Consider the following 23,370-nt stretch of genomic DNA (forward strand, 5'->3'; position numbering starts at 1 on the left):
TGAACTGGTACTTCCCCGTGCCAACGGAGCATCCCCTACCCCGCCAGTCGCTCTTCATACATATATGTCGGAAACGAAATCGTTATCAACCGGGAGCGGAGGGCAGATAATCGGCCAGGCGCTTGTCCTCCGCATGAAACGGGGACTCTTGCCAACCCGTTACGCAACGCATGCGGGTTCACCCTGCAAATTCCTGCACGATTCTTAACTATGACTGAAAACCCAAAGGCTTAGGCAGCCTGGCAAACCATGTTTGTCCGCCCGCGACAACTCTGCCACGACCATTACAATTTCTTACCATTCGAGGATTTGCCTAAGGCCGCCCGCAATCTAGCCCCAAACCATGAGGAAACCCGAAACCGCACCCGCCCTTTCACCCACCCGTCCGCCGCGGGGTCGGCACGGTGCGCTTTGTCTGATCCTTGCTTCCACGGCGCTGACCCTGCCTGTCGATTCGCGGGCGCAGCAGGCCTCTTCGTCCTCCGCCAGCACGGCGAAGGGCGCGGCTACGAAGGGCAAGGGCAGCGCCTCCACCGCCAGTTCGGACGACAGCGGCAGCACGGACGAGATCATTGTCACCGGTCAGGCCGTGCCCGGCGCGGTGATCGGCGACATCCCCCCGGAAAACCGGATCGGCCCGGGCGAAATCGCCTCCTACGGCGTCGATTCGATCAGCGACCTGCTCAGCGAGATCGCGGACCAGACGACGAGCATTTCGGGGCGTGATTCGTCCAGTGGGCCAGTCGTGCTGGTCAACGGCAAGCGCGTGTCCGGCGTCAACGAAGTGGGCGACCTTCCGGTGGAATCGGTGCTTCGCGTCGATATCCTGCCTGAAGAAGTGGCCATCAAGTACGGCTACGACGCGCAGCAGAAGGTGGTGAACATCATCCTGAAGCGCCGATTCCAGTCGCGCGTCGCCAATCTGGGCGGCGGCCTGTCCACCAAGGGCGGCGGCGGACAGGGCGATGGCGCCTTCACGTATACCAAGATCCACGACAACGACCGCCTGAACGTCACGGGCAAGATTTCCGGACAGGCCGCCATCCTGGAGAGCGACCGTAACATCGTGCCCGATCCGGACAGCGGGATCACCCCGGCAAACGGCATCTCCGACGATCGCGCCTACCGCACCTTGCAGGCATCGACGCGCAATTACGCGCTGGCAGCCAGCCTTGCGCACGATCTGGGCGGATCGGCCAACCTCTCGTTCAACCTGAAGGGCACCTACAAGACCAGCCGCTCGCTGGACGGGCTGGCCACCGGCGATCTGACCGTGCCCGCCGACAATCCCTATTCGGACGGGACCGAGGCGGCGTTCACCCGCTACCTTTCCACCGATCCGCTGAACAAGTCGGTGAACTCGGCCGATATCTCGGCCGGATCGACCTTCAACATGGACCTGTCCAGCCGCTGGAAGCTGTCCGTGGTCGGCAGCTACGAACACAGCGAATCCGATACGCGTACCGAAACCGGTTACGACACCGATACGCTGCAGGCCGCGCTGGACGCCAACGATCCCACGGTCGATCCCTATGGCCCGCTCTCGTCGAGCCTGCTCGGCAGCATGCTGACCAACCGCGCCAAGTCCAACAGCGATACCGGCAGCGCCAGCGCGCTGATCTTCGGCAAGCTGCTGAAACTGCCCGCCGGCGATCTGGGCGTCAGCCTGAAGCTGGGCGGCGATTTCACCGCGCAATCGTCCAGCACCACGCGCAACGGATCGGTCACCGACAGCGACGCCAACCGCACCAACGGTAACGCCAAGCTGAGCGTGGACATTCCGCTGACCAGCCGCAGCAAGGGGTTTCTGGGCGCGATCGGCACGCTCAGCCTGAACCTCAACGGCGGCGTCACGCAGGTTTCGGACTACGGCACGCTTGGCACTTTCGGGTACGGCCTGAACTGGACGCCGGTTACAGGCGTGACGGTGATCGCAGCCGTGAACGAGGATCGCAGCGCGCCCACCGTGTCGCAGCTGAGCGGTCCGGTCATCACCACCACCAACCAGCGCGTCTACGACTATGTGACCGGCCAATCCGTGCTGGTGACGACGGTCACCGGCGGCAATCCCGACCTGAAGGCGGATGATCGCCACAGCTTCAAGCTGGGCGTGAACGCCACGATCCTGAACGAGCCGAAGCTCAATTTCAGCGCCACTTACGTCAACAGCCGCAATCGCAATGCTGTCATGAGCGTGGGCGGCGTGACCGAGGAACTGGAGGATGCCTTCCCCGACCGCTTCATGCGTGACGATACCGGCACATTGGTCGGCATCGATGCGCGGCCGGTGAACGTCTATATGCAGCGCACCGAGCAGGTACGCTGGGGCTTCAACTTCTCCACCCAGCTCCGCAAGCCCAAGCGGCCGGAGCGGCCACCATGGGCACGCCAGGGCGAGAACGGCCAGTGGGCGGGTCGCCGCGCCGGCGCGCAGAACGGGCAGACCGGTGGCGAACGACCTTCGGGTCAGGCGCAGGGTCAGCCTCCGCAGGGAAGCGAGGCGCAACCCGGCCAGCCCGGCAGCGAGAACGAGATCACCGTCAACGGCCAGCGCGAGCAGGACGGCCCCGGCGGCTTCGGCCCGCCCCCGGGCGGTTTCCCACCCGATGGCCCTCCCCCCGAAGGCTTCCGCGACGGCCCGCCGCCTGACGGCTTCGGACCGCCTCCGGGCGGTGGCCCCGGCGGTCCGGGTGGACCTGGAGGCCCCGGCGGTTTCGGCGGCCCCGGTGGGCGCGGCGGCAGGGGCTTCTCCGGCGGCAGCGACAACGGCGCGCGTCTTCTGGCCTCGGTCTATCACACCTGGGTGCTGCGTTCGGACGTCCAGCTTACCGAGGATGGCGATACGATCGACCTGCTCCACGGCGGCACCGTTACCGGCAGCGCCACGCCGCAGCACAAGATCACGGCCAGCCTGGGCGTGGTGGACAATGGCGTGGGCATGCGGCTTGAAGGCAACTGGCAAAGCGCGACCAAGATTTCGGGCGACAGCATGGCCGGTTCCACCGGGGACCTGCACTTCTCATCGCTGGCCACGCTGGACTTGCGGCTTTTCGCGAACTTGCAGAACCGCTTCCGCGGCAAGGCCTGGGCGCGCGGCACGCGTGTCAGCCTTTCGATCGAGAACCTGTTCGATACGCGTCAGACGGTAACGGATGCCTCCGGCGCCACACCTTATGCCTATCAGAAGGACTATCTGGACCCGATGGGGCGGACCGTCCTGCTGTCGGTTCGGCGGATTTTCTGAGGGCGCGCGGTTATCGCGAACATAGGAAGAAGGAAGCGGGGTCCCCGCCTTCGCGGGGACGACGAGGAGTGGTGGTGCCAGGTTTGCCGTTTCCGGACTCTCCGGAATAGTCGGCAATGCCATGTTAGCCTGTGCGCTGGAGCCTATGCCGTCCGGCTGCGCCGCGCTTGACCAACCGCCCATTCTCGCCCGCTTCCGAAGCCGAAGCCGAAGCCGAAGCCGAAGCCGCAACGAACCCCGGATCGAGGCGGATGCAAGCCTCCCCTCCCCGTCATCCCCGCGAAGGCGGGGATCCCGCTTCCTTCTTGCTCGCAACAACCTCCACCCACCCGCAGGCAAAGAAAAAGGCAGGAGAGCCGCGCTCTCCTGCCTTTTCTCAATCCGTGGGAGAGGAAGCGCCCGCCCTCACTCCTCGCCCATGCGAAGCGCGGCGATGAAGGCTTCCTGCGGGATCTGCACGTTGCCGTACTCGCGCATGCGCTTCTTGCCTTCCTTCTGCTTTTCCAGAAGCTTCTTCTTACGCGTGATGTCACCGCCGTAACACTTGGCGGTAACGTCCTTGCGCATGGCGGAAATCGTCTCGCGCGCGATCACCTTGGCGCCGATGGCGGCCTGGATCGGGATCTTGAACATGTGCCGCGGGATGAGTTCCTTCAGACGCTCCACCAGCGCACGGCCGCGCGGTTCGGCCTGACCGCGATGGACGATCATCGACAGCGCATCGACCGGCTCGTTGTTCACGAGGATGTTCATCATCACGAGATCACCCTCCTGAAGGCCGATCTGCTCGTAGTCGAAGCTGGCATAGCCGCGGCTGATCGACTTCAGGCGGTCATAGAAGTCGAACACCACTTCGTTCAGCGGCAGTTCGTAGGTCACCTGCGCGCGGCCGCCGACGTAGGTCAGGTCCTTCTGGATACCGCGACGGTCCTGGCAGAGCTTCAGGATCGAGCCGAGGTATTCGTCCGGCGTGTAGATCACCGCCTTGATCCACGGCTCTTCCATGAAGTCGATCTTCACCGGATCGGGCATGTCGGCCGGGTTGTGCAGTTCCTTCACGGTGCCGTCGGTCATCGTCAGGCGATAGACCACGGACGGCGCGGTGGTGATAAGGTCGAGGTCGTACTCGCGGCTCAGGCGCTCCTGGATGATTTCCAGATGCAGCAGGCCCAGGAAGCCGCAGCGGAAGCCGAAGCCCAGCGCCGCACTCGATTCCATCTCGAAGCTGAAAGAGGCGTCGTTCAGGCGCAGCTTGCCGATCGATTCGCGCAGCTTTTCGAAGTCGTTGGCGTCGACCGGGAACAGGCCGCAGAACACCACCGGCTGCACTTCCTTGTAGCCCGGCAGCGCCTGCGTGGCGCCCTGCTTCACGGTGGTGATGGTGTCACCGACCTTGGCCTGTTCCACTTCCTTGATCTGCGCGGTGATGAAGCCGATTTCGCCCGGGCCCAGTTCGGGCAGATCGATGCGCTTGGGCGTGAAGCAGCCGACGCGGTCGATCAGGTGCTCGGTGCCGCCCTGCATGAACTTGACGTTCAGGCCCTTCTTGATGACGCCGTCGATCACGCGCACCAGAATGACGACGCCCAGGTACGGGTCATACCAGGAATCGACCAGCATGGCCTTCAGCGGCGCGGTGCGATCACCCGAAGGCGCCGGAATCTTGGCGACGACGGCTTCCAGGATCTCGTCGATGCCGATGCCCGACTTGGCGGAGGCCAGCACCGCTTCGGAAGCGTCGATGCCGATCACTTCCTCGATCTCGTTGCGCACCTTTTCCGGTTCGGCCGCAGGCAGGTCGATCTTGTTGATCACCGGCACGATCTCGTGATCGTGCTCGATCGACTGATAGACGTTGGCCAGGGTCTGCGCTTCCACGCCCTGCGCGGCGTCCACCACCAGCAGCGCGCCTTCGCAGGCGGCAAGGCTGCGGCTGACTTCATAGGCGAAGTCGACGTGGCCCGGCGTGTCCATCAGGTTCAGCTCATAAGTGAGCCCGTCGGACGCGGTGTAGTTCAGGCGCACGGTCTGCGCCTTGATGGTGATGCCGCGTTCCTTCTCGATGTCCATGTTGTCGAGCACCTGGGCGCTCATCTCACGGTCGGAGAGGCCACCGGTGCGCTGGATCAGACGGTCGGCAAGCGTCGACTTGCCGTGGTCGATATGGGCAATGATCGAGAAATTTCGGATCTGGGCGAGTTCGGTCATGGAAGCGCCGTTAGCAGCGCTTTGCCCGTTTGGAAATGCGGCGCGCGCGCATTTTCACGGCGGGTTCAGCCAACCTTGCGCAGCGGGCCGCTCTCGCTTGGCTCGAACAGGGTTCGCGAAGGCGTGAACAGCACCGCACCGTGGGCGTCCAGCTCCAGCGGCGTGCCGAATTCGACGCCCATGTGGTCTTCCCGGCACCAGCGCGCAGTGGCCAGCACCACGTTGTCTTCGGCCAGATGCAGCGCGAAGCACGTCTCCACCGGCACGTTCCACAGACCCTCCACCAGCGCCCCGGTCTGCGAAACGTTGCGGATAGTGGCGTGGTAGATGTGCCCGTCGTGCTCCAGCACGACCTTGCGCAGCATCGTCTGGCGCGGTGCGCGGGCCGAACGCGGCCCTTGCGCCACCGCCCCCAACCCGCGCGCCAGCCGCGCCGCAGCGCCCGGCGCGTCCAGTGGCCGCTCATAGATATAGCCCTGAATATGGCTGCATCCCAGCAGGCGCACGAGATCCAGCTCGTCCAAGGTCTCCACGCCCTCGGCCGTGGTTTCCATGTTCAAGGCTTCGGCCAGACTGACGATCGAGGAGATGATCGCCCCGTTGCGGCTGCCTTCGATGGTGGCGCCGCGCACGAAGCTCTGGTCGATCTTGATCTTGTCGAACGGCGCTTTCTTCAAATAGCCGAGCGAGGAGTAGCCGGTGCCGAAATCGTCCAGCGCCAGACGCACACCCACCGACTTCAGCGCCGCGAACATCGCCTCGGTCGATTTGTCCTCGCCCAGGAACACGCTTTCCGTGATCTCAAGCTCCAGCCGCGACGACGATATGCCTGCGTCGGCAATGGCGCGCGTGACGATCGCCGGCAGCGCCGGGTTGGAGAACTGCAGGGGCGAGACGTTGACCGCCACGCGCACATCCTCAGGCCATGCCGCCAGATCGCGGCAGGCAGTGCGCAGCGCCCATTCGCCGATCTGGGCCACGAGCCCGGTCTCTTCCGCCACCGGCACGAACTTGGCAGGCGAGAGATAGCCGTGGCGCGGATGGTTCCAGCGCAGCAGCGCCTCGAATCCGGTGATCCGCTCGGTCGTGGTGTGGATCTGCGGCTGGTAGTGCAGCTCCAGCGTCCCCAGCACGATGGCATCGCGCAAGTCCTGCTCAAGCTGCTGGCGCTCCTTGGCGTCCGAATGCAGGTCGTCGTCGTAGAAATAGTGCCGCCCGCGCCCGCTGCCCTTGGCCGCATAGAGCGCAAGGTCGGCATTGCGGATGATCTCTTCCGCCGTGCTGCCGTTCTCCGGACAGAGCGAGATGCCCACCGAAGCGCCGATCGTCACCCGCACGCCCTCTATCTCGTAGGGCTGCGACAGGTTCTCGATGATCCGGCGCGCGATGTGGGCAAGGCCCTCGTGCTGGTGATGGCCGGGCAGCAGGACCTTGAACTCATCCCCGCCCAGTCGCCCGACGCGGCCCATCGCACCCACCGTGCTGGTCAGCCGTTCGGCCACCTGCTTCAGCAGCGCGTCGCCGGCGGGGTGGCCCATCGTGTCGTTGACTTGCTTGAACCGGTCGAGATCGAGCAGGAACACCGCGCAGGCGCGACTTTCCAACCGGGGAGAGGTCAGGATCTTCTCCAGCCATTCCGCCATCTGATAGCGGTTGGCCAGCCCCGTCAGCGAATCGAAGCGCGCCAGCAGGGTCACATGCTGCTGCGACTTGCGGGTTTCGGTCAGATCGGTGCCCGACCCGCGAAAACCCAGGAAATTGTGGAACTGGTCCAACACCGGCCGGCCGGAGATCGACCACCAGCGCTCGTCCGCCTCCGCCGTGGCGGCGCGTACCGTCAGGTCCTGGAAAGAGGATCGCGTGGCCAGATGGAAGGCCAGCGTGCGCTCGCTCTCCTGCGGCCCGTCGGACTCTACATGGAACAGGCTGGTGAAAGGCCGCCCGGCCACTTCCGCCTGCGTGCAGCCCAGCAATTGCGCAATGCGCGGCGATACATAAGTGACCATGCCGCGCCGGTCGCTTTCCCAGAACCAGCCCTGCCCAGTGTCCTCGTACTCGCCCAGCAGTTCCTCGGCACGATGCTGGCGCATATCCTGCTCGGCCCGGTGCGCGGATTCCGCGGCGGCCTCACGCACCTGCCGCATGGCGACGACAAGGCCGAGCCCGCAACCGGCCGCCAGTACCCCGAACGAATAGGCAGAGGCGGAAGGCAGCGATGCGCCGAACCATAGCGCCACCGTCGCCGCGACGATCGACGTCATCCGCCCGTTCAGCAGCACCGTCGCCAGCAGGATCAGCAGGACGTGCCCCTTCACCGTCAGCCCGGCCTCCAGCACCGGCACCCATAGCGAGGTGGCAAGGCCGAACAGCGCCATCGGCGCGGCGATCGCGGCCAGCATCAGCGGATAGCGCATCCAGCTGTCATGCCGCCGCCCTTCCTCCGTCCGCGCCAGTAGCGGCGCGGCAAGGCAGCCCATCATCGCCAGAAGCGAGAGCAGCACCGTCGCAAGGCCTGGCCGGCTGCCCGAAAGCACGCCCATGGCCACCAGCACGGCGACCATGGCCGGCGCCATCAGTTCCCAGCGGCGCGCCACGAAATAGAACAGGGGATCGCTGCTGCCGCCCTTGGGACGCAGGAATGCGAAATTTCCCGCCATGTTGCCTGCGGCCCCGAGCGGCTCGACCACCACGGGTAGATCCGGCGATATCGCAGCGACTTGGCCATCGACGGACGAATCCGATTCGCCCCCGGCGCGGTCGCGCAGGAGCCCCGATGCGCGCGCGCCCGGCACACCCTTGCGGGCCGAATGCCGCTTCCTTGGGGAACCTGTGATCGCCATTCCCCGCTCTTGCGGTCTGGCCCATTTCAAAAGGGTTAAGCTCGCGGCGCCTGGAGAGGCGAAAAATCCGAAATTCCAGCGCATCACAGGCACTAACACCTATAACGCAGCCCGTCGCGCCGGATGCCGCGAACGGCCGTTTTCGCTTGCTCCGCCCCGTGCCCCATGCTTGCTTGCCAAATGACGGGGCGCGCGCCCGGTGCGCCCTTTCACGGGAGAGCAAAACCATGCGGCATATCGCGATCGTGGGTTCGGGTCCGGCTGGCTATTACACCGCCGAAGCGGCACTCAGGCAATGGGGCGACGGCGTGCGGGTCGACATCTTCGACGCCCTGCCCGTTCCCTTCGGCCTGATCCGCAGCGGCGTTGCGCCCGACCATCAGTCGATCAAGGGCGTCTCCCGCCGTTACGAGGCCACTGCGCTGACGGACAATGTGCGCTTCATCGGCAATGTCTCCATCGGCCGCGACATCTCGGTCGGCGAACTGCGCGACCTCTACGATGCCGTGGTGCTGGCCACGGGCGCACCGAACGACCGCAAGCTGGGCCTTCCCGGAGAGGATCTGCCCAATGTCTTCGGATCGGCTGCCTTCGTCGGCTGGTACAACGGCCATCCGTACTTCTCCGGCCTGAACCCCGCGCTGTCGCACGATACCGCGGTGGTGATCGGCAACGGCAACGTCGCGCTCGACGTCGCGCGCATCCTTGCCAAGTCGCAGAAGGAGTTCGCGGGATCCGACATCGTCACCCACGCGCTGGAGGCGCTGACCGGATCGAAAGTGCGGCGCATCGTCATCCTTGGCCGGCGCGGGCCGTTCCAGATCGCGATGACGCCGAAGGAACTGGGCGAGCTTACCCAGCTCACCCGCGCGCGCCCGCATGTGGACACGGCCGACCTGCCCGCCGAAACCGGCGACGCCGCGCTCGATCCCGGCCAGCGCAAGGCCGTCGGGCACTTGCGCAGCTTCGCGAAAGCCGCCCCTGCCGAACCGCAAGTCGATGAAGTCTCTATCGAATTCGATTTCTACGCCGCCCCCCGCGCCATTCTGGGCCAGGACCGGGTGGAAGCCGTAGAGGTCGAACGCACCCGGCTGGAGGATGGCAAGGCGGTCGGCACCGGGGAGACCTATCGCATCCCCGCCGGCCTGGTGATCGCCTGCATCGGCTATCAGACATCCCCGATCCCGGATGTGCCCTATGACGACAAGCTAGGCCGCTTCGCCAACGAAGATGGCCGGATCGCGCCGGGCCTCTATTGCGTCGGCTGGGCACGGCGCGGCCCCACCGGCACGATCGGCACCAACCGGCCGGACGGCTTTTCCATCGTCGAGCGTATTTCGGAAGATCTGGGCGGCTTCCGCGCGGATGGCGCCGGAAAGCCGGGCCGCCCCGGTTTCGACGCGCTCGCGGCGGAGCGCGGAATCGACTACGTGAAATTCACCGATTGGCAGAAGATCGACGAGGCCGAGATCGCCAATGCCCGCAACGGCGCCCCGCGCGAGAAATTCGTCGCGGTGGAACGGATGATCGAGGCTGCGGGCAAGCACTGATCGATAGCCCGCGCTGAACCCGGCCCCCGCCCGCTTTCAGCGATTTCACTGGTTCGTCATATACCCCCTGCTATGCGCCAATCCATTGGCGAGCAGGGGGTTGCAGTGCTGTCGAAGAATCATGTCCGCGCCGCGATTGCGGCGGTGTTGATGCTGTCGATGCCTGCCGGCACGGCAGAAGCCAAGGCCGACCACACGCCCACGGTGGGGGAGATAGCGCCGGACTTCGAGATCACCTTGATGGACGGCAGCAAGGTCACGCTCGCCCAGCTTCGCGGTCAGGTCGTGGTGCTCAATTTCTGGGCCACCTGGTGCATTCCCTGCCGCAAGGAACTGCCGACGCTGGATTCCTATTACGCGCTGCAACGCAATCGCGGACTGAAAGTCTTCGCCATCACGACGGAGGATTCTGCGCCGCCCTACATGCTGAAGGCACTGTTCAAGGCCATGGCGATCCCGGCCGCGCGCAAGATCAAGGGCCCCTACGGCCCGCTGACCGGCGTACCCACCAACTTCGTGATCGATAGGGCAGGCAAGGTGCGTTACGCCAAGGCCGGCGCCTTCGATTTGGACGACCTGAACGCCGTGCTGGTGCCGTTGCTTGCCGAAAAGGCGCCCGCTTGACGCCGCGCGAGCAATCAATCGCACCAAATTACAAGTTTATTCCTTTTCAATATTACAACTTGATGACAGGTAAGCGAAATAAATTATTGTTATTATTAGGATTTTTTAGCCTTTACCGTCTAGCAGTCACCCGAAATCACTTTCAGAGACCGGAAAGCATTGGTTAATTCCGGTCCGAAAAAGACATTCGGGTGCACAGATGCCATCTTGGAAACCGGCAGTCGGGCGGCTGCTCTCTTCACTGGAAACGCGCCTTGTCGGCGCCCTGATCCTTATCGTCGCGGCCACCGGGCTGCTGCAGATCGTCACCCAGCGAGAGGCATTCGGCCTGCGCCGCGATGGTGAGGCGCTGGTCCATGCCTCCGCCATTGCCGAAAACGCCGACCAGTTCGCCGAAGCCGTCGGCAAGCTGCGCATGGCCACCAACCGCGGCCTCGTCGCCAGCGACGATACGGGCGCCGAGCTGACCGACGCCGCCATTGCCATCGGCGACCAACTGGGGCGCCTGCGCAACAGCGGCATGGCGCTCTATGACCTGCCCGAAGCTTCCGATCCCTTTGCCGACCTTGACCGCCACGTCAGCGCCATTCTGAAAGTGCAGTCGGGGGACACCGCCCGGCGCGGGCTGATCAATCGCATCCAGACGCGCAACAATGCCATGGCCGCGCTTGCCGCCCGCATCGTCGAGCGCGCCCATGCAGAGCGAGAGGCTGCACAGCGCCGCCTCGTCGCCTCGATCGCGCGCTGGCAGATGCTGGTGCTCAGCACCGGGCTCGTCACGATCCTGATCGTCTCGCTGGTGCTGTTCGACATCCTCAAGAACATCCTGCCGGCCGTGCGCCGCATGCACCGCTCGCTCCAGAGCCTGGCCAATGGCGACCTCGACATCGAGATCGGTTCGTTCCGCCTGAAGGAGCTTCAGGACCTTTCCGGCCCGCTGGAAACCTTCCGCCGCAATGCCAAGGCGGTGAAGAACCTGGCCTTCAGCGATGCCGCGACCGGCCTGCCCAATCGTCGCGCCTTCCAGGAAGACGTCAGCTGGCTGTTCAGCGCCGCGCCGGATCGCCGGTTCGCCTGCATGCTGATCGACATCGACCGGTTCAAGCACATCAACGACGATTATGGCCACGCCGCCGGTGACGATCTGGTGCGCCTGATCGGCGGCCGCCTCAAGACGAACCTGGGCGATACCAGCATTGTCGCCCGCGTGGGTGGTGACGAGTTCGCGGTCTGCATCGAAATGTCGGATGGCGAAGCGGCCATCGGCCTCGCCTCGCGCCTCACGGATTCGATGCGCACGCCTTTCAGCCTGGGCGAATATTCGGTGGCGATCACCGTTTCGATCGGCGTTGCCGAAGTCGCCGCCTCTCCCGATGCCGACATCGACGAGATTCTGCGCAACGCCGACATGGCGCTCTATGCCTCCAAGAAGAACGGCCGCAACTGCGCCACCGGCTTCGCCCCGCAGATGGCCGAAGAGCGCGCCGTGGACCGCGCGCTGGAAAAGGACCTGGAAGCCGCGTTCGAAAAGAGCGAACTGCGCATGGTCTACCAGCCGATCCACCCGGTTTCCGAAACCGCGCGCGAAGTGGAGGCGCTGGTCCGCTGGAAGCATCCGGTGCTCGGCGAAGTGCCGCCGTCCACCTTCATTCCCGCCGCCGAACGCAGCGGGCTCATGGTGCGCCTGGGCGAATGGATCATCCGCCGCGCGCTGCAGGATTTCGCGCACTGGCCGCACAACATGCTGATGAGCATCAATCTCTCCCCGCTCCAGCTTCAGCACGACGGTTTCAGCGCCTTCCTGCTGGATGCCTGCAGCCGCCACGGCATCGCGCCGCACCGGCTGTTCCTGGAAGTGACGGAATCGCTCTCCATCGAACGCAACACGCGCGCGCTGCTGACGCTCAACCTGCTGCGCAACATGGGCTTCCGCATCGCGCTGGACGATTTCGGCACCGGCTATTCCTCGCTCTCAATGGTCAAGAGCTTCAAGTTCGACCGCATGAAGCTGGACCGCAGCCTCGTCATGGATCTGGGCCAGGACCCGGCCTCGGTCGCCGTGCTGGAAGCGGCGGTGACGATGGCGCGCCACGTCGGCGCCGAAGTCGTCGCCGAAGGGATCAGCGAGGAACACCTGATCGACGCCACCAAGGGCGCCGGCTGCACGCACCTGCAAGGCTATTTCTACAGCCGCCCGATCGAGGCGGACGAAGTGCCCCACTATTTCACCCTGTCGATGGCCCCGCAGGCCGAGGTGGCGTGAGCAAAGGCAAAGGCGCAGGAATTGCAGGAAGCCGGCAATCGCCATCCGGGGCAAGATCTGCCCTGGATGGCGAACCAGCCGAGCCTGCACTTCCACAAATCTGGCGCGATTTCCTCACCATCAGCGTGGCGGGGAGCCGCCACATCATCGCTTTATCGAATTATCCAACGCCAGCGCGGCATACGCGAAGTTCCACTGCAGCAGGAACTTATCGAAGGCCAGTTTGTCACCTTCCTTTGCCGGGACGCATAATCCCATGGGATCGCCCAGCTTGGACCACAAGGCACCGGCTTCCTTGCTCTGCCAGCGGGTCAACATCAGCGCAAAGACGGTGGCCGGGTCGCGGCGCACCACGCATTCCGCGAAAGAATACATAACCAGCTGTTTTCGCTGATCCAGGTTATTCACTTTCGCGATTGCGTCTGCCGTGAAAATCGTCGGCACCTCGGCATAAGTGGGTACCGGGCCGCTCTGGTATTTTCGGGCCAGACGCACGCCTGCCAGTCCGCTGGCATAGACCACGGGATGCATGGACAACTCGTCGTCCCATTTACCCATGCAAGCGGTGTTGCGCTGCGCGAACGCCTTGAGATCGCGCTTCATGTCGGAGCCCTTGAAAAACCGGGACACCAATGCATCCACGCCCGCTGGATCGCGATCATTGACGCATATGACGTAATCCCAGAACCGCGTGATGGCTTGGGTATCCGATGCCTGTACCCTTGATTCCGAAGGCGGAGTATGTGTCGCGCGCTCATGGGATTGTTGGGCGAAACCAGACGGTGCGTAGAGCGCGCCGATCAACGCCGCGATGTGGATCAACGCCCGGACCATCGGACTTCGGGTGAGCCTGCCGGGCCGTTCCCCCTCCCCGTCGGCGTAACGACCCGATTGATTTTTGTTCGGCTGCGTCATGATTCGACAACCCTCCCAGCGCCGATGGCAATTGCGATCCATCGGTCATTCGGAAGCGTGGCTTGGTGCCGATATTCGGCCAATTAAAAATCGGAAATATCGAAACACACGTCGCAAGACGTTACTCGCTCTATCTTTGAATACAGGCCGAAAGTCCTGAAAATCCCTTCGCCGCTCCGACTAGGCGCATCCGTTTCCGCCGCGGGGTGCATCCACAGCGCATCTTGATGGCGGACTGCGCGTCGGAACGCAGCTGCCACTCAGAACCAGTGCATAGAAAAAGGCCGGAGCTTTCGCCCCGGCCTTTTCTTTATCGGCCATGAAGCCTGCGATCAGACGCGCATCGGCATCAGCACGTAGAGCGCGGGGCTCTTCTCGTCCTGACGGATCAGCGTCGGCGCGCCGGCGTCGGCAAGGTGCAGTTCCACCGTGTCGCCGTCGATCTGGCCGAGGATGTCCTTGAGATAGTTGGCATTGAAGCCGATCTCGAAGCCGTCCGCAGAGTAGTCCGCCGGAACTTCTTCAGCCGCCGTGCCGTTGTCGGGCGAGGTGACCGAAAGCGTCACGCGGTCCTGATCCAGCGCCATCTTCACTGCGCGGGTCTTTTCGGTGGCGATGGTCGCCACGCGGTCCACGCCTTCGAAGAAGCTCTTGGGATCGATCTTCAGCAGCTTGTCGTTCCCGGTCGGGATGACGCGCGTGTAGTCGGGGAACGTGCCGTCGATCAGCTTGCTGGTCAGCACCACGCCATGCTCGCCGCCCAGCGTGAAGCGGATCTTGCTGGCGGAAAGGTCCACCAGCACGTTGGTATCCAGCGCTTCTTCCAGCAGCTTGCGCAGTTCGCCCACGCACTTACGCGGCACGATCACGTCCGGCATGCCCTGCGCGCCCTCGGGGCGAGCCAGCGTGAAGCGGGCAAGGCGGTGGCCGTCGGTGGCGGCGGCCTTCAGCTCGTCATCGCTGACATGCAGGAAGATGCCGTTGAGGTAGTAACGCGTTTCCTCGGTCGAAATCGCGAAGCGCGTGCGGTCGATCAGCTGGCCCAGCAGCGATGCCGAGATTTCGAAGCTGGTCGGCAGCTCACCCTCGGCGATCACCGGGAAATCGTCACGCGGCAGCGTCGGTAGCTGGAAGCGGCTGCGCCCGGCCTTGACGACCATGCGGTTGTCGGATGCGTCGAGGCTGACCTGGCTGCCATCGGGAAGCTTGCGCGCGATGTCGAACAGCAGATGCGCCGAAACGGTAATTGCGCCGGCTTGCTCTACAGAGACCGCGCCCACCGTCTCGACCACTTGCAGGTCAAGGTCGGTCGCCATGATACGCAGGGAGCCGGTACCCGAAGCCTCGATCAGCACATTCGAGAGAATGGGAATGGTGTTGCGCCGCTCGACAACGGACTGCACGTGGCTGAGGCAGCGCAGGAGCGTGGAACGTTCGATCGTGGCCTTCATGTCAGCCTCAGGTCCCCCTTGGTCGGGCTTGGGACGCCCGGTTGACACGGACAATCCCGAATTTCAGGACGAATATCTCTAGCGAACGTAAGGCTTGCGGCAAGCGAGTAATGGCGTGGGACAGGCGAAACTGGGGATAAATCGGGGGTTTCTCGTGCGAATTCTGTCCGCTGGGCCCGCCTGCGACAAAGTCACGCCTCCATGGCGTCCGTCCGGCACCTTCCGCTTGCCCTCGCCGCCGGGGCGGCGCATGCTGCAGTGCACCCTCCAATCCCCCCGAAATCGTGGGAGGCGAACCACTTGTCTCAAGGTCTGCGTATCGAACGCAAGGACGACAGCGGCGAAATCAAGCCGATCACCTTGCCCGAATGGAAGGAAGCCGTAGTCGGCATCGAAGGGGTCCGCCTGGCCGAAGGCGATGCCAATGCCCTCAATCCCGTCACCCGCGAATGGGTGGTGATGCCCAACCGCGGGGGCGATGTCGAAGTATGGCGCGACGGCTATGACGGCTGGCTGCGCGCGCTCTGGTGGTCTCCCAACGGCACCGTCAGCTTCACCGCACCCGATCCGGAGCCGGACGGTCACTCGATTCTGGCCGTGGCGCGCGATCTTGCCGGCAGGCTGGGTGCGACGATCGTCAGCGCCGACGGCACCGTTCACAACTAGGACTTCAGGACTTTCCCAAGACAAATCGACTGAGGTCGATCCGCATAGCGGCCGTACGGCGCCACTTCGGCGTAGCCGTGGCGGCGGTAGAACGCGACCGCGCGCTCGTTGATACGCCGCGTGGAAAGCCAAGCCTCGCGATAGCCTTCGACAGAGGCCGCAGCTTCGAGATGGGCAAGAATGGCCGTACCACAGCCCTTCTCGGCATACATGCGCTTGATCTCGGCCACGCCGCCTTCAAGCGGCCGATAGGCACCGCATCCCATGGCAGCGCCGCCCGCATCCCGCGCAATCACGAACAACGCGCGGGATACCAAAACATCGGACGAGTTGAACGAAGACGTGCCCCCGTCACCCGTGATCGCGGAGAGCGCCCCGGAAAGACGCTCCATCACCGCGACCGCTTCGGGATCGCGCGGATCGCAGGGCTCAACCCTCACTGTCCGCACGATCCCGAGCGCCCTATCAGATCATCACCATGCCGCCGTTGACGTGGATCGTCTGGCCGGTGACGTAGCCAGCTTCCTTCGAGGCAAGGAATACGGCGGCAGCGGCGATATCGTCGCCCTCGCCCATGCGGCCCATCGGGATGCGGCCGTTCAGCGCGTCCTTCTGGGCATCGGGCAGCACATCGGTCATCGCGGTGCGGATGAAGCCCGGAGCGACGCAGTTGACGGTGACGTTACGGCTGGCGAGTTCCTGGGCAAGGCTCTTCGACATGGCGGTGATGCCGCCCTTGGCCGCGCAGTAGTTCATCTGGCCGGGATTGCCGGTGGTGCCGACGACCGAGGTGACGTTGATGATGCGGCCGAAGCGCGCCTTCATCATCGGCTTGGTGACGGCGCGCATCAGGCGGAAGGTCGATTCGAGGTTGATCTTGATGACCTGATCCCACTCCTCGTCCTTCATGCGCATGGCAAGGTTGTCGCGGGTGATGCCCGCGTTGTTGATCAGGATGTCGATCTTGCCGAGCGATTCGAGCGCGGCGGGAACCAGCTTCTCCACCTGCTCCGCATCACCCAGATTGCAGGCGATGGCGACATGGTCGACTTCCTGGACGGCCTGCGGGGTGTGCTCGTCCAGCTCGTCGCGGAAGGCGCGCAGTTTGTCGGCGTTCGAGCCCGAGATGGCGAGGCGCGCACCCTGTGCTGCAAGCGCGCGCGCGATCGACGAACCGATCCCGCCCGAGGCGCCGGTCACGAGGGCGGTCATTCCGTTGAGGTTGAACATCTTTCAAATCTCCGTGAATCGCTTGCCGAACGGCAGCGACGGCCCGCTGAACGGGGCCATTCTTCAAACCTTTGGGGCGCCGGGGTCAAGCCCGGCGCGTGGATCGCAGGCCGGCCGCTTAGAGGCCCTTCGCCAGTTCCTCGATCTCGGCCATGGTCACGGCGGAGATTACCTCCACCTCACCGGCAGAGCGCTTGATCATCGGGCCGAGCACTTTGCCGCCGAGTTCGACGAACGTCTCGACGCCCGCCTCGCGCATGGCGATCGCGCTTTCGCGCCAGCGGACGCGGCCGGTGACCTGCTCCACCAGCAAGCGCTGCACTTCGGCGGGATCGGTGACGACCGATGCGGTGACGTTGGCGAACAGCGGCACATGCAGGCTGCCCGGAGGAGTCTTGCCCAGAGCCTCCGCCATGGCATCGGCGGCGGGCTGCATCAGCGGGCAGTGGAACGGCGCCGAAACCGGCAGCAGCACGCCGCGCTTGATGCCGAAGTCCTTCACCAGCGCAACGGCGCGTTCGATGGCTTCCTTGTGGCCCGAGATCACGACCTGCGTGGGATCGTTGTCGTTGGCGACGGTGCAGACCTGGCCTTCAGCCGCAGCAGCGGCGAGTTCGCTGGCCTTCTCGATATCGGCGCCGAGCAGCGCGGCCATCGCGCCGAGGCCGACCGGAACGGCCGCCTGCATCGACTGGCCGCGCAGCTTCAGCAGGCGCGCGGTGTCAGCAAGGCTGAAGGCGCCGGCAGCGCAGAGCGCGGTATATTCGCCCAACGAGTGGCCGGCGACGAAGTCCGCCTTATCGGCCAGCGTTACGCCGCCTTCCTTCTCCAGCACGCGCAGGACGGCAATGGCATTGGCCATGATTGCCGGCTGGGCGTTCTCGGTAAGGGTCAGTTCCTCTTCGGGGCCCTGCGTCATCACGCGGAAGAGATTTTGGCCCAGCGCCTCGTCCACTTCCTGGAAGACTTCGCGCGCGACGGCGCTGGCTTCGGCGAGTTCGGCGCCCATACCGACCTTCTGGCTGCCCTGCCCCGGGAAAACGAATGCACGCATCTTGGCGGCTCCTTCTGTCCGGCGGGCTTTGCGATTGCGCCCTGCCGATGTGTGAATCTCTTGATGTGGCGCGGCGCGTTATTGACCTTATGCCCGCTCGGCAAGTCCGAACGGGACGATCCGATTGGCAGCATCATGCCCGATATCGGCACTGCCGAGGTAGGCGATGGAATGATGCGCGCACCAGTGACGGGCGATTTCCTCTGCCTCGACGCCGAATGGACGGTCGTTTTCCGGCACATCGCTGACCCGGCCGAGGCGCAGACCAGCCACGCCGCCAAGGTGCGCGGTGAGGTGGAAGAACAACCGGTCCACGGCGTAGAGATACTCCGAAACTTCCTCCACCAGCACCACATGCTTGGCCAATCCCGGCATCAACGGCGTGCCGCAGAGCATCGCCAAGGTCATCAGATTGAAGGCGACGCGCGGGTGATCGTCTCCGGTAGGTTCGACGCCCGAGGCATCGCCGGTCAGCCAGCGCAACGCACGGCGCACCGCTTCCGCCCCCCCCTCACGCCGGATATCGGCCAACATCGGTCCGTGGACGGGCTTGCCGATCCGCGCGCGGTAGAGGCCGCCCAGCAGATAGCCCGCATCGGAATAGCCAAGGAAAGTCTTGGCCTGAGCATCGTGCGTGAACTTCGCGATGGCCGCTTCCGCAACGCGGCAGGCGCCGTAGCCGCCGCGCGCGAACCATACCGCATCGACCGAGGGATCGTTGGCACATTCCACCAGCGCCGCGATCCGCCGGGCGTCGCTGCCGGCAAAATGGCCTTCCACTTCGAAGCACTGTTCGTGGATCACCAGCTCCACATCGGGGAACTCCTCGGCCGCCAGCGCGACGACGGCCGCCGCATCCTCGCGGGTGATCGGGGTGGACGGTGCACAAACTGCGATACGGGTCATGGCTCCTTCCTATCGAGGTTGTCAGGACGAACAAGGCCGCATACCGAAGCGTCATGACTTCCGCGCATAACGATCTCACTTCACATCCCTGGTTCTTCTGCGGCATCGGCGGATCGGGCATGTTGCCGCTCGCGCTGATCCTCAAGGGCCACGGCGCGCAAGTCGCCGGCTCGGACCGCAGCCGCGATCAGGGCCGCACGCCGGAAAAGTTCGCATGGCTGGAAAGCCTGGGCTTCGACCTGCACCCGCAGGACGGCAGCGGCGTGACCGGACCGGAGCAGACGCTGGTCGCCTCCGCAGCCGTGGAAGACACGGTGCCGGAAATGGTGCGCGCGAAGGAATTCGGCTGCCCGCGCATGAGCCGCGCCCAGCTTCTGGCGACGCTGTTCAATGCAGCGCCCTTCGGCGTGGCCATCGGCGGCACCTCCGGCAAGTCCACCGTCACCGGCATGACCGGCTGGATCATGACCCATGCGGGCCGCGATCCCACGATCATGAACGGCGCGGTGATGAAGAACTTCGCCACCCCCGACGCGCCTTTCGCCAGCGCCCGGGTGGGTCAGGGCAACGCCTTCGTATCGGAAGTGGACGAGAGCGACGGCTCCATCGCGCTCTATCGCCCCAAGGTAGCGGTGCTTGGCAATGTCAGCCTCGACCACAAGAGCCTTGAGGAACTGCGCCAGCTTTTCGGCGATTTCCTGGGCCGCGCGGAGGTTGCCGCGATCAACCTCGATGATGCGGAGACGGCCGCCCTCGCCCCGCATGCCAAGGCTCTTGTGACCTTCGGCATCTCTTCATCCGAAGCTCAGATCGCCGCGACCGATGTGGTCGAGGGGCCGACTTCGCTGACTGCCACCGTGCTCGATCGGCGCGACGGCACCTCGCATGCGCTCAAGCTGAAAGTGCCGGGCCGCCACAACCTCTATAACGCGCTGGCCGCCATCGCCGCGGCCAACGCCGCTGGCGTTTCGGTGGCCGATGCGGTCGAGGCGCTGGGCAGTTTCGTCGGCCTTGCGCGGCGCTTCGATATCGTCGGCACCTCGGCTTCGGGCATTACCGTGATCGACGACTTCGGCCACAACCCGGACAAAGTCTCCGCCACGCTGGCGACGCTGAAGGCGCATCCGGGCCGCGTGATCGCGTTCTTCCAGCCGCACGGCTACGGCCCACTCAAGCAGATGGGCCACGAACTGGCGCAAGTGCTGGCGACGAAGCTGGGGCCTGACGACGTGACGATCCTGTGCGATCCGGTCTACTTCGGCGGCACCGTGGACCGTTCCGAAGGCAGCGAGCGCATCGTGCGGCTGATCGAAGCCGATGGCGGAAAGGCGGAATACGTCCCCTCTCGCGAGGACTGCGCCGCCCGCATCGCCCAAATCGCTCAACCCGGCGACCGCGTGGTCGTGATGGGCGCCCGCGACGATACGCTGACGGTTTTCGCGAAAGACCTGCTCGCCCGTCTACCCTGAGGTAAAGTCCGGGGCGCGATCAGTGCGCCCCGGCTTCGCCCTTCCCGCGCATGTGGCCGATCACATGCACGACGACGGCAATCACCGCGCCGAGCACAAGGCCGACCACGGCCGAAGCGAGCGCGTAGCCGATCCAGCCCAGCACGCTGCCAAGCGGGCCGCCAAGCACGAACAGCCAGTGCTCGAAGGCATGCGCCACATGCGCCGGCGCAGGAACGCCAAGCTCTTCAAGGCCGTGCAGGATGATCCCACCGCCAACCCAGAGCATCGCCAGCGTGCCGACCGAGGCCAGCACCGTCAGCACTTTGGGCATGCCGTTGACCAGCATCCGGCCGAACGCCTGCGTGCCCTTGCCCTGCTTCTTGGCGAGGTGCAGGCCGATATCGTCCATCTTCACGATCAGCGCGACGGCGCCGTACACGCCCACAGTGATGAGGATGCCGACCAGCGCCAGCGCCACCGCGCGGGTGAACAGCGAGCTATCGGCCACCTGCGAAAGTGCGATGGCCATGATCTCGGCAGAGAGGATCAGGTCGGTGCGGATCGCGCCCGAAACACGCGCCTGCTCGAACGCGGCGGCGTCGCCAACCGGGCCTTCCAGCGTTTCTCCATGCTGCGCGCCGCCGAATTTTTCGATGACCTTTTCAGCGCCTTCGAAGGCGAGATAGCTGCCGCCCAGCATCAGGATCGGCGTGATCAGCCAAGGCAGGAACGCGCTCAAGACCAGTGCGATCGGCAGCAGGATCAGCAACTTGTTGCGCAAGCTGCCCTTGGTGATCTTCCAGATGATCGGCAGTTCGCGCTCGGGCGTGAAGTCGGTGACGTAGCCCGGCGTCACCGCCGCATCGTCGATCACCACGCCCGCCGCCTTGCTGCCGGCCTTGGCAACCCCCAGCCCCACGTCGTCGAGCGAAGCGGCTGCGGCGCGGGCAATCACCGCGACGTCATCGAGCAGGGCAACGAGGCCGGAAGGCATCGGAAGAACAATCCTTGATCATTGAAACGAATTCGCGAAGCCATGCGGGGGAATTTTTCGGCGATCAAGCAAATCCCGCAAAATCCTTGCAAACAAAGCAACTTGTGAAAGTTCTTGCGCCTGTCCGGGCATGACTTTGCCCCCTTCCCCATCGGCCGCCCTTAACGCCCGCCGGCCGCAACCGTTCTGAGCCATGTCCGGAGGGAGCCACTGAGAGCACCTTCCAACTTCTTGAAACTGGGGAAAAATCATGTCGGTTATCAACACGAATATCAGCGCCATTCGCGCTGCCAACGCCTCTATCGCCGCCAACAAAACGCTGGGCACCGCGATGGAACGCCTCTCCACCGGCAAGCGCATCAACTCCGCCAAGGACGATGCCGCCGGCCTTGCCATCTCCACCTCGATGAGTTCGCAGATCCGTGGCATGGGTCAGGGCATCCGCAACGCCAACGACGGCATCTCGCTGGCCCAGACGGCCGACGGCGCGCTCGACGAAGTGGCGAACATGCTGCAGCGCGTTCGTGAACTGGCGATCCAGTCCGCATCGGGCACCTATCAGGACAGCGACCGCAGCGCGATGCAGCAGGAAGTGACCGCGCTGACCGATCAGATCGGCGATATCCTGAGCAACACCACCTTCAACGGGAACACCCTGTTCTCCACCACGTCCGGCAGCGACGTCAGCTTCGACATCCAGACCGGATCGAATTCCGGCGAGAAGGTTACGCTCACCTCGGTCGGCATCGACGGCACCAAGCTCGATGCCGCGGCGCTTGATGTTTCGAGCAGCACCGCCGCTTCGGACACGCTGGACAATATCGACGATGCCCTGAAGGGCGTGAACGCCTGCCGCGCCTCGCTGGGCGCCGGCCAGAACCGGCTGGAATCGGCGATCAACAACCTGACCAGCAATGTGACCAACTTGTCCGACGCCCGTTCGCGGATCGAGGATACCGATTACTCGGTTGAAACGACCTCGCTGGCGAAGTCGCAGATCCTGAGCCAGGCCTCCACCGCGATGATTGCACAGGCCAACCAGGCCCAGCAGAACGTGCTTTCGCTGCTGCGCTGATCGGTTCCCCAGAGGGGCCTTCCAGGCCCCGACAACACCCGGCGGGCAGCGATGTCCGCCGGGTTTTACGTGTGAAGAGCGGCGCTCTCGGGAAGAAAGTGGCGTGAGAATAGAATGGGGTGGGGAAAACCCGCCCCGCTCAAAACTCGACGTCGAGTTCCTCGAAATCCTCAGGCTCCGCCTTGGCGTCGGCCAGCCAGTCCGCCATTGGCTGCCATGCCGCGATAGTCTGGCAATAGGCGCGAAGCTCGTCGCTCATCGGCACGGCATAGCTGAGAAACCGCCGCGTGACGGGCGCGTACATGGCATCGGCCACAGTCGGCTGCTTCCCGAAGAGGTAGGGGCCGCCATACCGGTTGAGGCACTCTGTCCAGATCGCTTCGATCCGCTCTATATCCGGCCTGGCGCCAGAGAAGATCGGGAAGCTTTCGTGCTCCACCTTCAGGTTCATCGGCAGGGCCGACCGCAAGTTGGTGAAGCCCGAATGGATTTCGCCGGAGATCGACCGGCAATGCGCGCGGGCGATCGGATCCGCAGGCAACATGCCCGCCTCGGGATACTTCTCGTTCAGGTATTCCGCGATCGCCAGCGTGTCCCACACGCTCGCACCCTCATGCTCCAGGCGCGGCACCAGGACCGAGGGCGAGAGCAGCAGCAGTTCGGCGCGATTGGCGGCGTCGTTGGCAACGCGCTTCTCAGTCACCTCCAGCCCCGCCAGCCGGCACATCAGCCAGCCGCGCAGCGACCAGGCGGAGTAGGTCTTGCTGGAAATCGACAGTTGCCCCCCTGCCGAACCCGCACCGGAACCCTCTAGACCCGACTCGCTCACTGCCGTCTCCGCATGGTGTGCTTTTGCTTGCATCAACTTATGATGCAGCGCAGCATGAATCCAGCGCCGA

17 protein-coding genes are annotated in these 23,370 nt (G+C 64.5%); 7 read left to right on the top strand and 10 right to left on the bottom strand.

Annotation, left to right across the window (positions count from 1 at the left end):
• Positions 1–343 precede the first annotated feature (343 nt).
• Positions 344–3,244, top strand: coding sequence for a TonB-dependent receptor (locus tag WBP07_RS07790; protein WP_395395299.1), 2,901 nt, complete (start codon positions 344–346; stop codon positions 3,242–3,244).
• A 405-nt stretch (positions 3,245–3,649) separates the two neighbouring features.
• Here WBP07_RS07790 and lepA read toward each other — a convergent pair whose 3' ends face one another.
• Together lepA and WBP07_RS07800 are read right to left on the bottom strand one after the other, a co-directional pair.
• Positions 3,650–5,452 (bottom strand): translation elongation factor 4, encoded by a 1,803-nt coding sequence (gene lepA, locus WBP07_RS07795; protein WP_395333911.1) that lies wholly within the window; start codon positions 5,450–5,452, stop codon positions 3,650–3,652.
• A gap of 65 nt (positions 5,453–5,517) precedes the next feature.
• The gene (locus tag WBP07_RS07800) at positions 5,518–8,292 is read right to left on the bottom strand and encodes an EAL domain-containing protein (protein WP_395395301.1); all 2,775 of its coding nucleotides are present in this window, start codon (positions 8,290–8,292) and stop codon (positions 5,518–5,520) included.
• Between the two features lie 227 nt (positions 8,293–8,519).
• Here WBP07_RS07800 and WBP07_RS07805 point away from each other — a divergent pair, with 227 nt between their 5' ends.
• The 3 genes from WBP07_RS07805 (at position 8,520) to WBP07_RS07815 (ending at position 12,729) form a co-directional block, all read left to right on the top strand.
• Positions 8,520–9,842, top strand: a complete 1,323-nt coding sequence (locus tag WBP07_RS07805) for an FAD-dependent oxidoreductase (protein ID WP_395395303.1) — start codon at positions 8,520–8,522, stop codon at positions 9,840–9,842.
• Between the two features lie 72 nt (positions 9,843–9,914).
• A complete protein-coding gene (locus WBP07_RS07810; protein ID WP_395395305.1) occupies positions 9,915–10,466 on the top strand; it encodes a TlpA family protein disulfide reductase in 552 nt (183 codons plus the stop codon).
• A gap of 199 nt (positions 10,467–10,665) precedes the next feature.
• A complete protein-coding gene (locus WBP07_RS07815) occupies positions 10,666–12,729 on the top strand; it encodes a putative bifunctional diguanylate cyclase/phosphodiesterase (protein WP_395395307.1) in 2,064 nt (687 codons plus the stop codon).
• A 144-nt stretch (positions 12,730–12,873) separates the two neighbouring features.
• On the opposite strand, the gene WBP07_RS07820 is transcribed toward WBP07_RS07815, so the two are convergent.
• Both WBP07_RS07820 and dnaN read right to left on the bottom strand, forming a co-directional pair.
• Entirely contained in the window at positions 12,874–13,644 is a 771-nt protein-coding gene (locus tag WBP07_RS07820; RefSeq protein WP_395395309.1) for a hypothetical protein, read from the bottom strand.
• Between the two features lie 332 nt (positions 13,645–13,976).
• Positions 13,977–15,095, bottom strand: coding sequence for a DNA polymerase III subunit beta (dnaN, locus tag WBP07_RS07825; RefSeq protein ID WP_395395311.1), 1,119 nt, complete (start codon positions 15,093–15,095; stop codon positions 13,977–13,979).
• A gap of 300 nt (positions 15,096–15,395) precedes the next feature.
• On the opposite strand from dnaN, the gene WBP07_RS07830 reads away from it, so the two are divergent.
• Positions 15,396–15,761, top strand: a complete 366-nt coding sequence (locus tag WBP07_RS07830; protein ID WP_395395313.1) for a hypothetical protein — start codon at positions 15,396–15,398, stop codon at positions 15,759–15,761.
• On the opposite strand, the gene WBP07_RS07835 is transcribed toward WBP07_RS07830, so the two are convergent.
• The 4 genes from WBP07_RS07835 to WBP07_RS07850 all read right to left on the bottom strand — a co-directional run bounded on the left by WBP07_RS07835 (position 15,758) and on the right by WBP07_RS07850 (position 18,951).
• Positions 15,758–16,201 (bottom strand): GNAT family N-acetyltransferase, encoded by a 444-nt coding sequence (locus WBP07_RS07835; protein ID WP_395395315.1) that lies wholly within the window; start codon positions 16,199–16,201, stop codon positions 15,758–15,760. The genes WBP07_RS07830 and WBP07_RS07835 overlap by 4 nt on opposite strands.
• 25 nt (positions 16,202–16,226) lie before the next feature.
• On the bottom strand, positions 16,227–16,991 hold the full coding sequence (fabG, locus tag WBP07_RS07840) for a 3-oxoacyl-[acyl-carrier-protein] reductase (protein ID WP_395395317.1): 765 nt from the start codon (positions 16,989–16,991) through the stop codon (positions 16,227–16,229).
• Positions 16,992–17,109: 118 nt separating this feature from the next.
• The gene (gene fabD / locus WBP07_RS07845) at positions 17,110–18,045 is read right to left on the bottom strand and encodes an ACP S-malonyltransferase (RefSeq protein ID WP_395395319.1); all 936 of its coding nucleotides are present in this window, start codon (positions 18,043–18,045) and stop codon (positions 17,110–17,112) included.
• 87 nt (positions 18,046–18,132) lie between these two features.
• The gene (locus WBP07_RS07850; RefSeq protein ID WP_395395321.1) at positions 18,133–18,951 is read right to left on the bottom strand and encodes an LD-carboxypeptidase; all 819 of its coding nucleotides are present in this window, start codon (positions 18,949–18,951) and stop codon (positions 18,133–18,135) included.
• 53 nt (positions 18,952–19,004) lie between these two features.
• Between WBP07_RS07850 and WBP07_RS07855 the strand changes: the two genes are divergently transcribed.
• Positions 19,005–20,420 (top strand): glutamate ligase domain-containing protein, encoded by a 1,416-nt coding sequence (locus WBP07_RS07855; protein WP_395395323.1) that lies wholly within the window; start codon positions 19,005–19,007, stop codon positions 20,418–20,420.
• 19 nt (positions 20,421–20,439) lie between these two features.
• Here the strand turns inward: WBP07_RS07855 and WBP07_RS07860 are convergent, their stop codons facing one another.
• Positions 20,440–21,396 carry a DUF808 domain-containing protein gene (locus WBP07_RS07860; protein WP_395395325.1) on the bottom strand — a complete coding sequence of 319 codons (957 nt, stop codon included), beginning with the start codon at positions 21,394–21,396 and terminating at the stop codon, positions 20,440–20,442.
• 250 nt (positions 21,397–21,646) lie between these two features.
• Between WBP07_RS07860 and WBP07_RS07865 the strand changes: the two genes are divergently transcribed.
• On the top strand, positions 21,647–22,471 hold the full coding sequence (locus WBP07_RS07865) for a flagellin (protein WP_395395327.1): 825 nt from the start codon (positions 21,647–21,649) through the stop codon (positions 22,469–22,471).
• Between the two features lie 139 nt (positions 22,472–22,610).
• On the opposite strand, the gene WBP07_RS07870 is transcribed toward WBP07_RS07865, so the two are convergent.
• The gene (locus WBP07_RS07870) at positions 22,611–23,300 is read right to left on the bottom strand and encodes a glutathione S-transferase (RefSeq protein WP_395395329.1); all 690 of its coding nucleotides are present in this window, start codon (positions 23,298–23,300) and stop codon (positions 22,611–22,613) included.
• Between the last annotated feature and the right edge of the window lie 70 nt (positions 23,301–23,370).

This window comes from Novosphingobium oxfordense, from assembly GCF_044029435.1.
GTDB lineage: Bacteria > Pseudomonadota > Alphaproteobacteria > Sphingomonadales > Sphingomonadaceae > Novosphingobium.

What these genes read in the sequence shown, in the direction of transcription:
- WBP07_RS07800 (WP_395395301.1), bottom strand. Translation starts at nt 8,292, where the DNA reads ATGGCGATCACAGGTTCCCCAAGGAAGCGGCATTCGGCCCGCAAGGGT.
- WBP07_RS07865 (WP_395395327.1), top strand. Translation starts at nt 21,647, where the DNA reads ATGTCGGTTATCAACACGAATATCAGCGCCATTCGCGCTGCCAACGCC.
- WBP07_RS07855 (WP_395395323.1), top strand. Translation starts at nt 19,005, where the DNA reads ATGACTTCCGCGCATAACGATCTCACTTCACATCCCTGGTTCTTCTGC.
- WBP07_RS07815 (WP_395395307.1), top strand. Translation starts at nt 10,666, where the DNA reads ATGCCATCTTGGAAACCGGCAGTCGGGCGGCTGCTCTCTTCACTGGAA.
- WBP07_RS07860 (WP_395395325.1), bottom strand. Translation starts at nt 21,396, where the DNA reads ATGCCTTCCGGCCTCGTTGCCCTGCTCGATGACGTCGCGGTGATTGCC.
- dnaN (WP_395395311.1), bottom strand. Translation starts at nt 15,095, where the DNA reads ATGAAGGCCACGATCGAACGTTCCACGCTCCTGCGCTGCCTCAGCCAC.
- fabD (WP_395395319.1), bottom strand. Translation starts at nt 18,045, where the DNA reads ATGCGTGCATTCGTTTTCCCGGGGCAGGGCAGCCAGAAGGTCGGTATG.
- WBP07_RS07850 (WP_395395321.1), bottom strand. Translation starts at nt 18,951, where the DNA reads ATGACCCGTATCGCAGTTTGTGCACCGTCCACCCCGATCACCCGCGAG.
- WBP07_RS07790 (WP_395395299.1), top strand. Translation starts at nt 344, where the DNA reads ATGAGGAAACCCGAAACCGCACCCGCCCTTTCACCCACCCGTCCGCCG.
- lepA (WP_395333911.1), bottom strand. Translation starts at nt 5,452, where the DNA reads ATGACCGAACTCGCCCAGATCCGAAATTTCTCGATCATTGCCCATATC.
- WBP07_RS07810 (WP_395395305.1), top strand. Translation starts at nt 9,915, where the DNA reads ATGCGCCAATCCATTGGCGAGCAGGGGGTTGCAGTGCTGTCGAAGAAT.
- WBP07_RS07820 (WP_395395309.1), bottom strand. Translation starts at nt 13,644, where the DNA reads ATGACGCAGCCGAACAAAAATCAATCGGGTCGTTACGCCGACGGGGAG.
- WBP07_RS07805 (WP_395395303.1), top strand. Translation starts at nt 8,520, where the DNA reads ATGCGGCATATCGCGATCGTGGGTTCGGGTCCGGCTGGCTATTACACC.
- fabG (WP_395395317.1), bottom strand. Translation starts at nt 16,991, where the DNA reads ATGTTCAACCTCAACGGAATGACCGCCCTCGTGACCGGCGCCTCGGGC.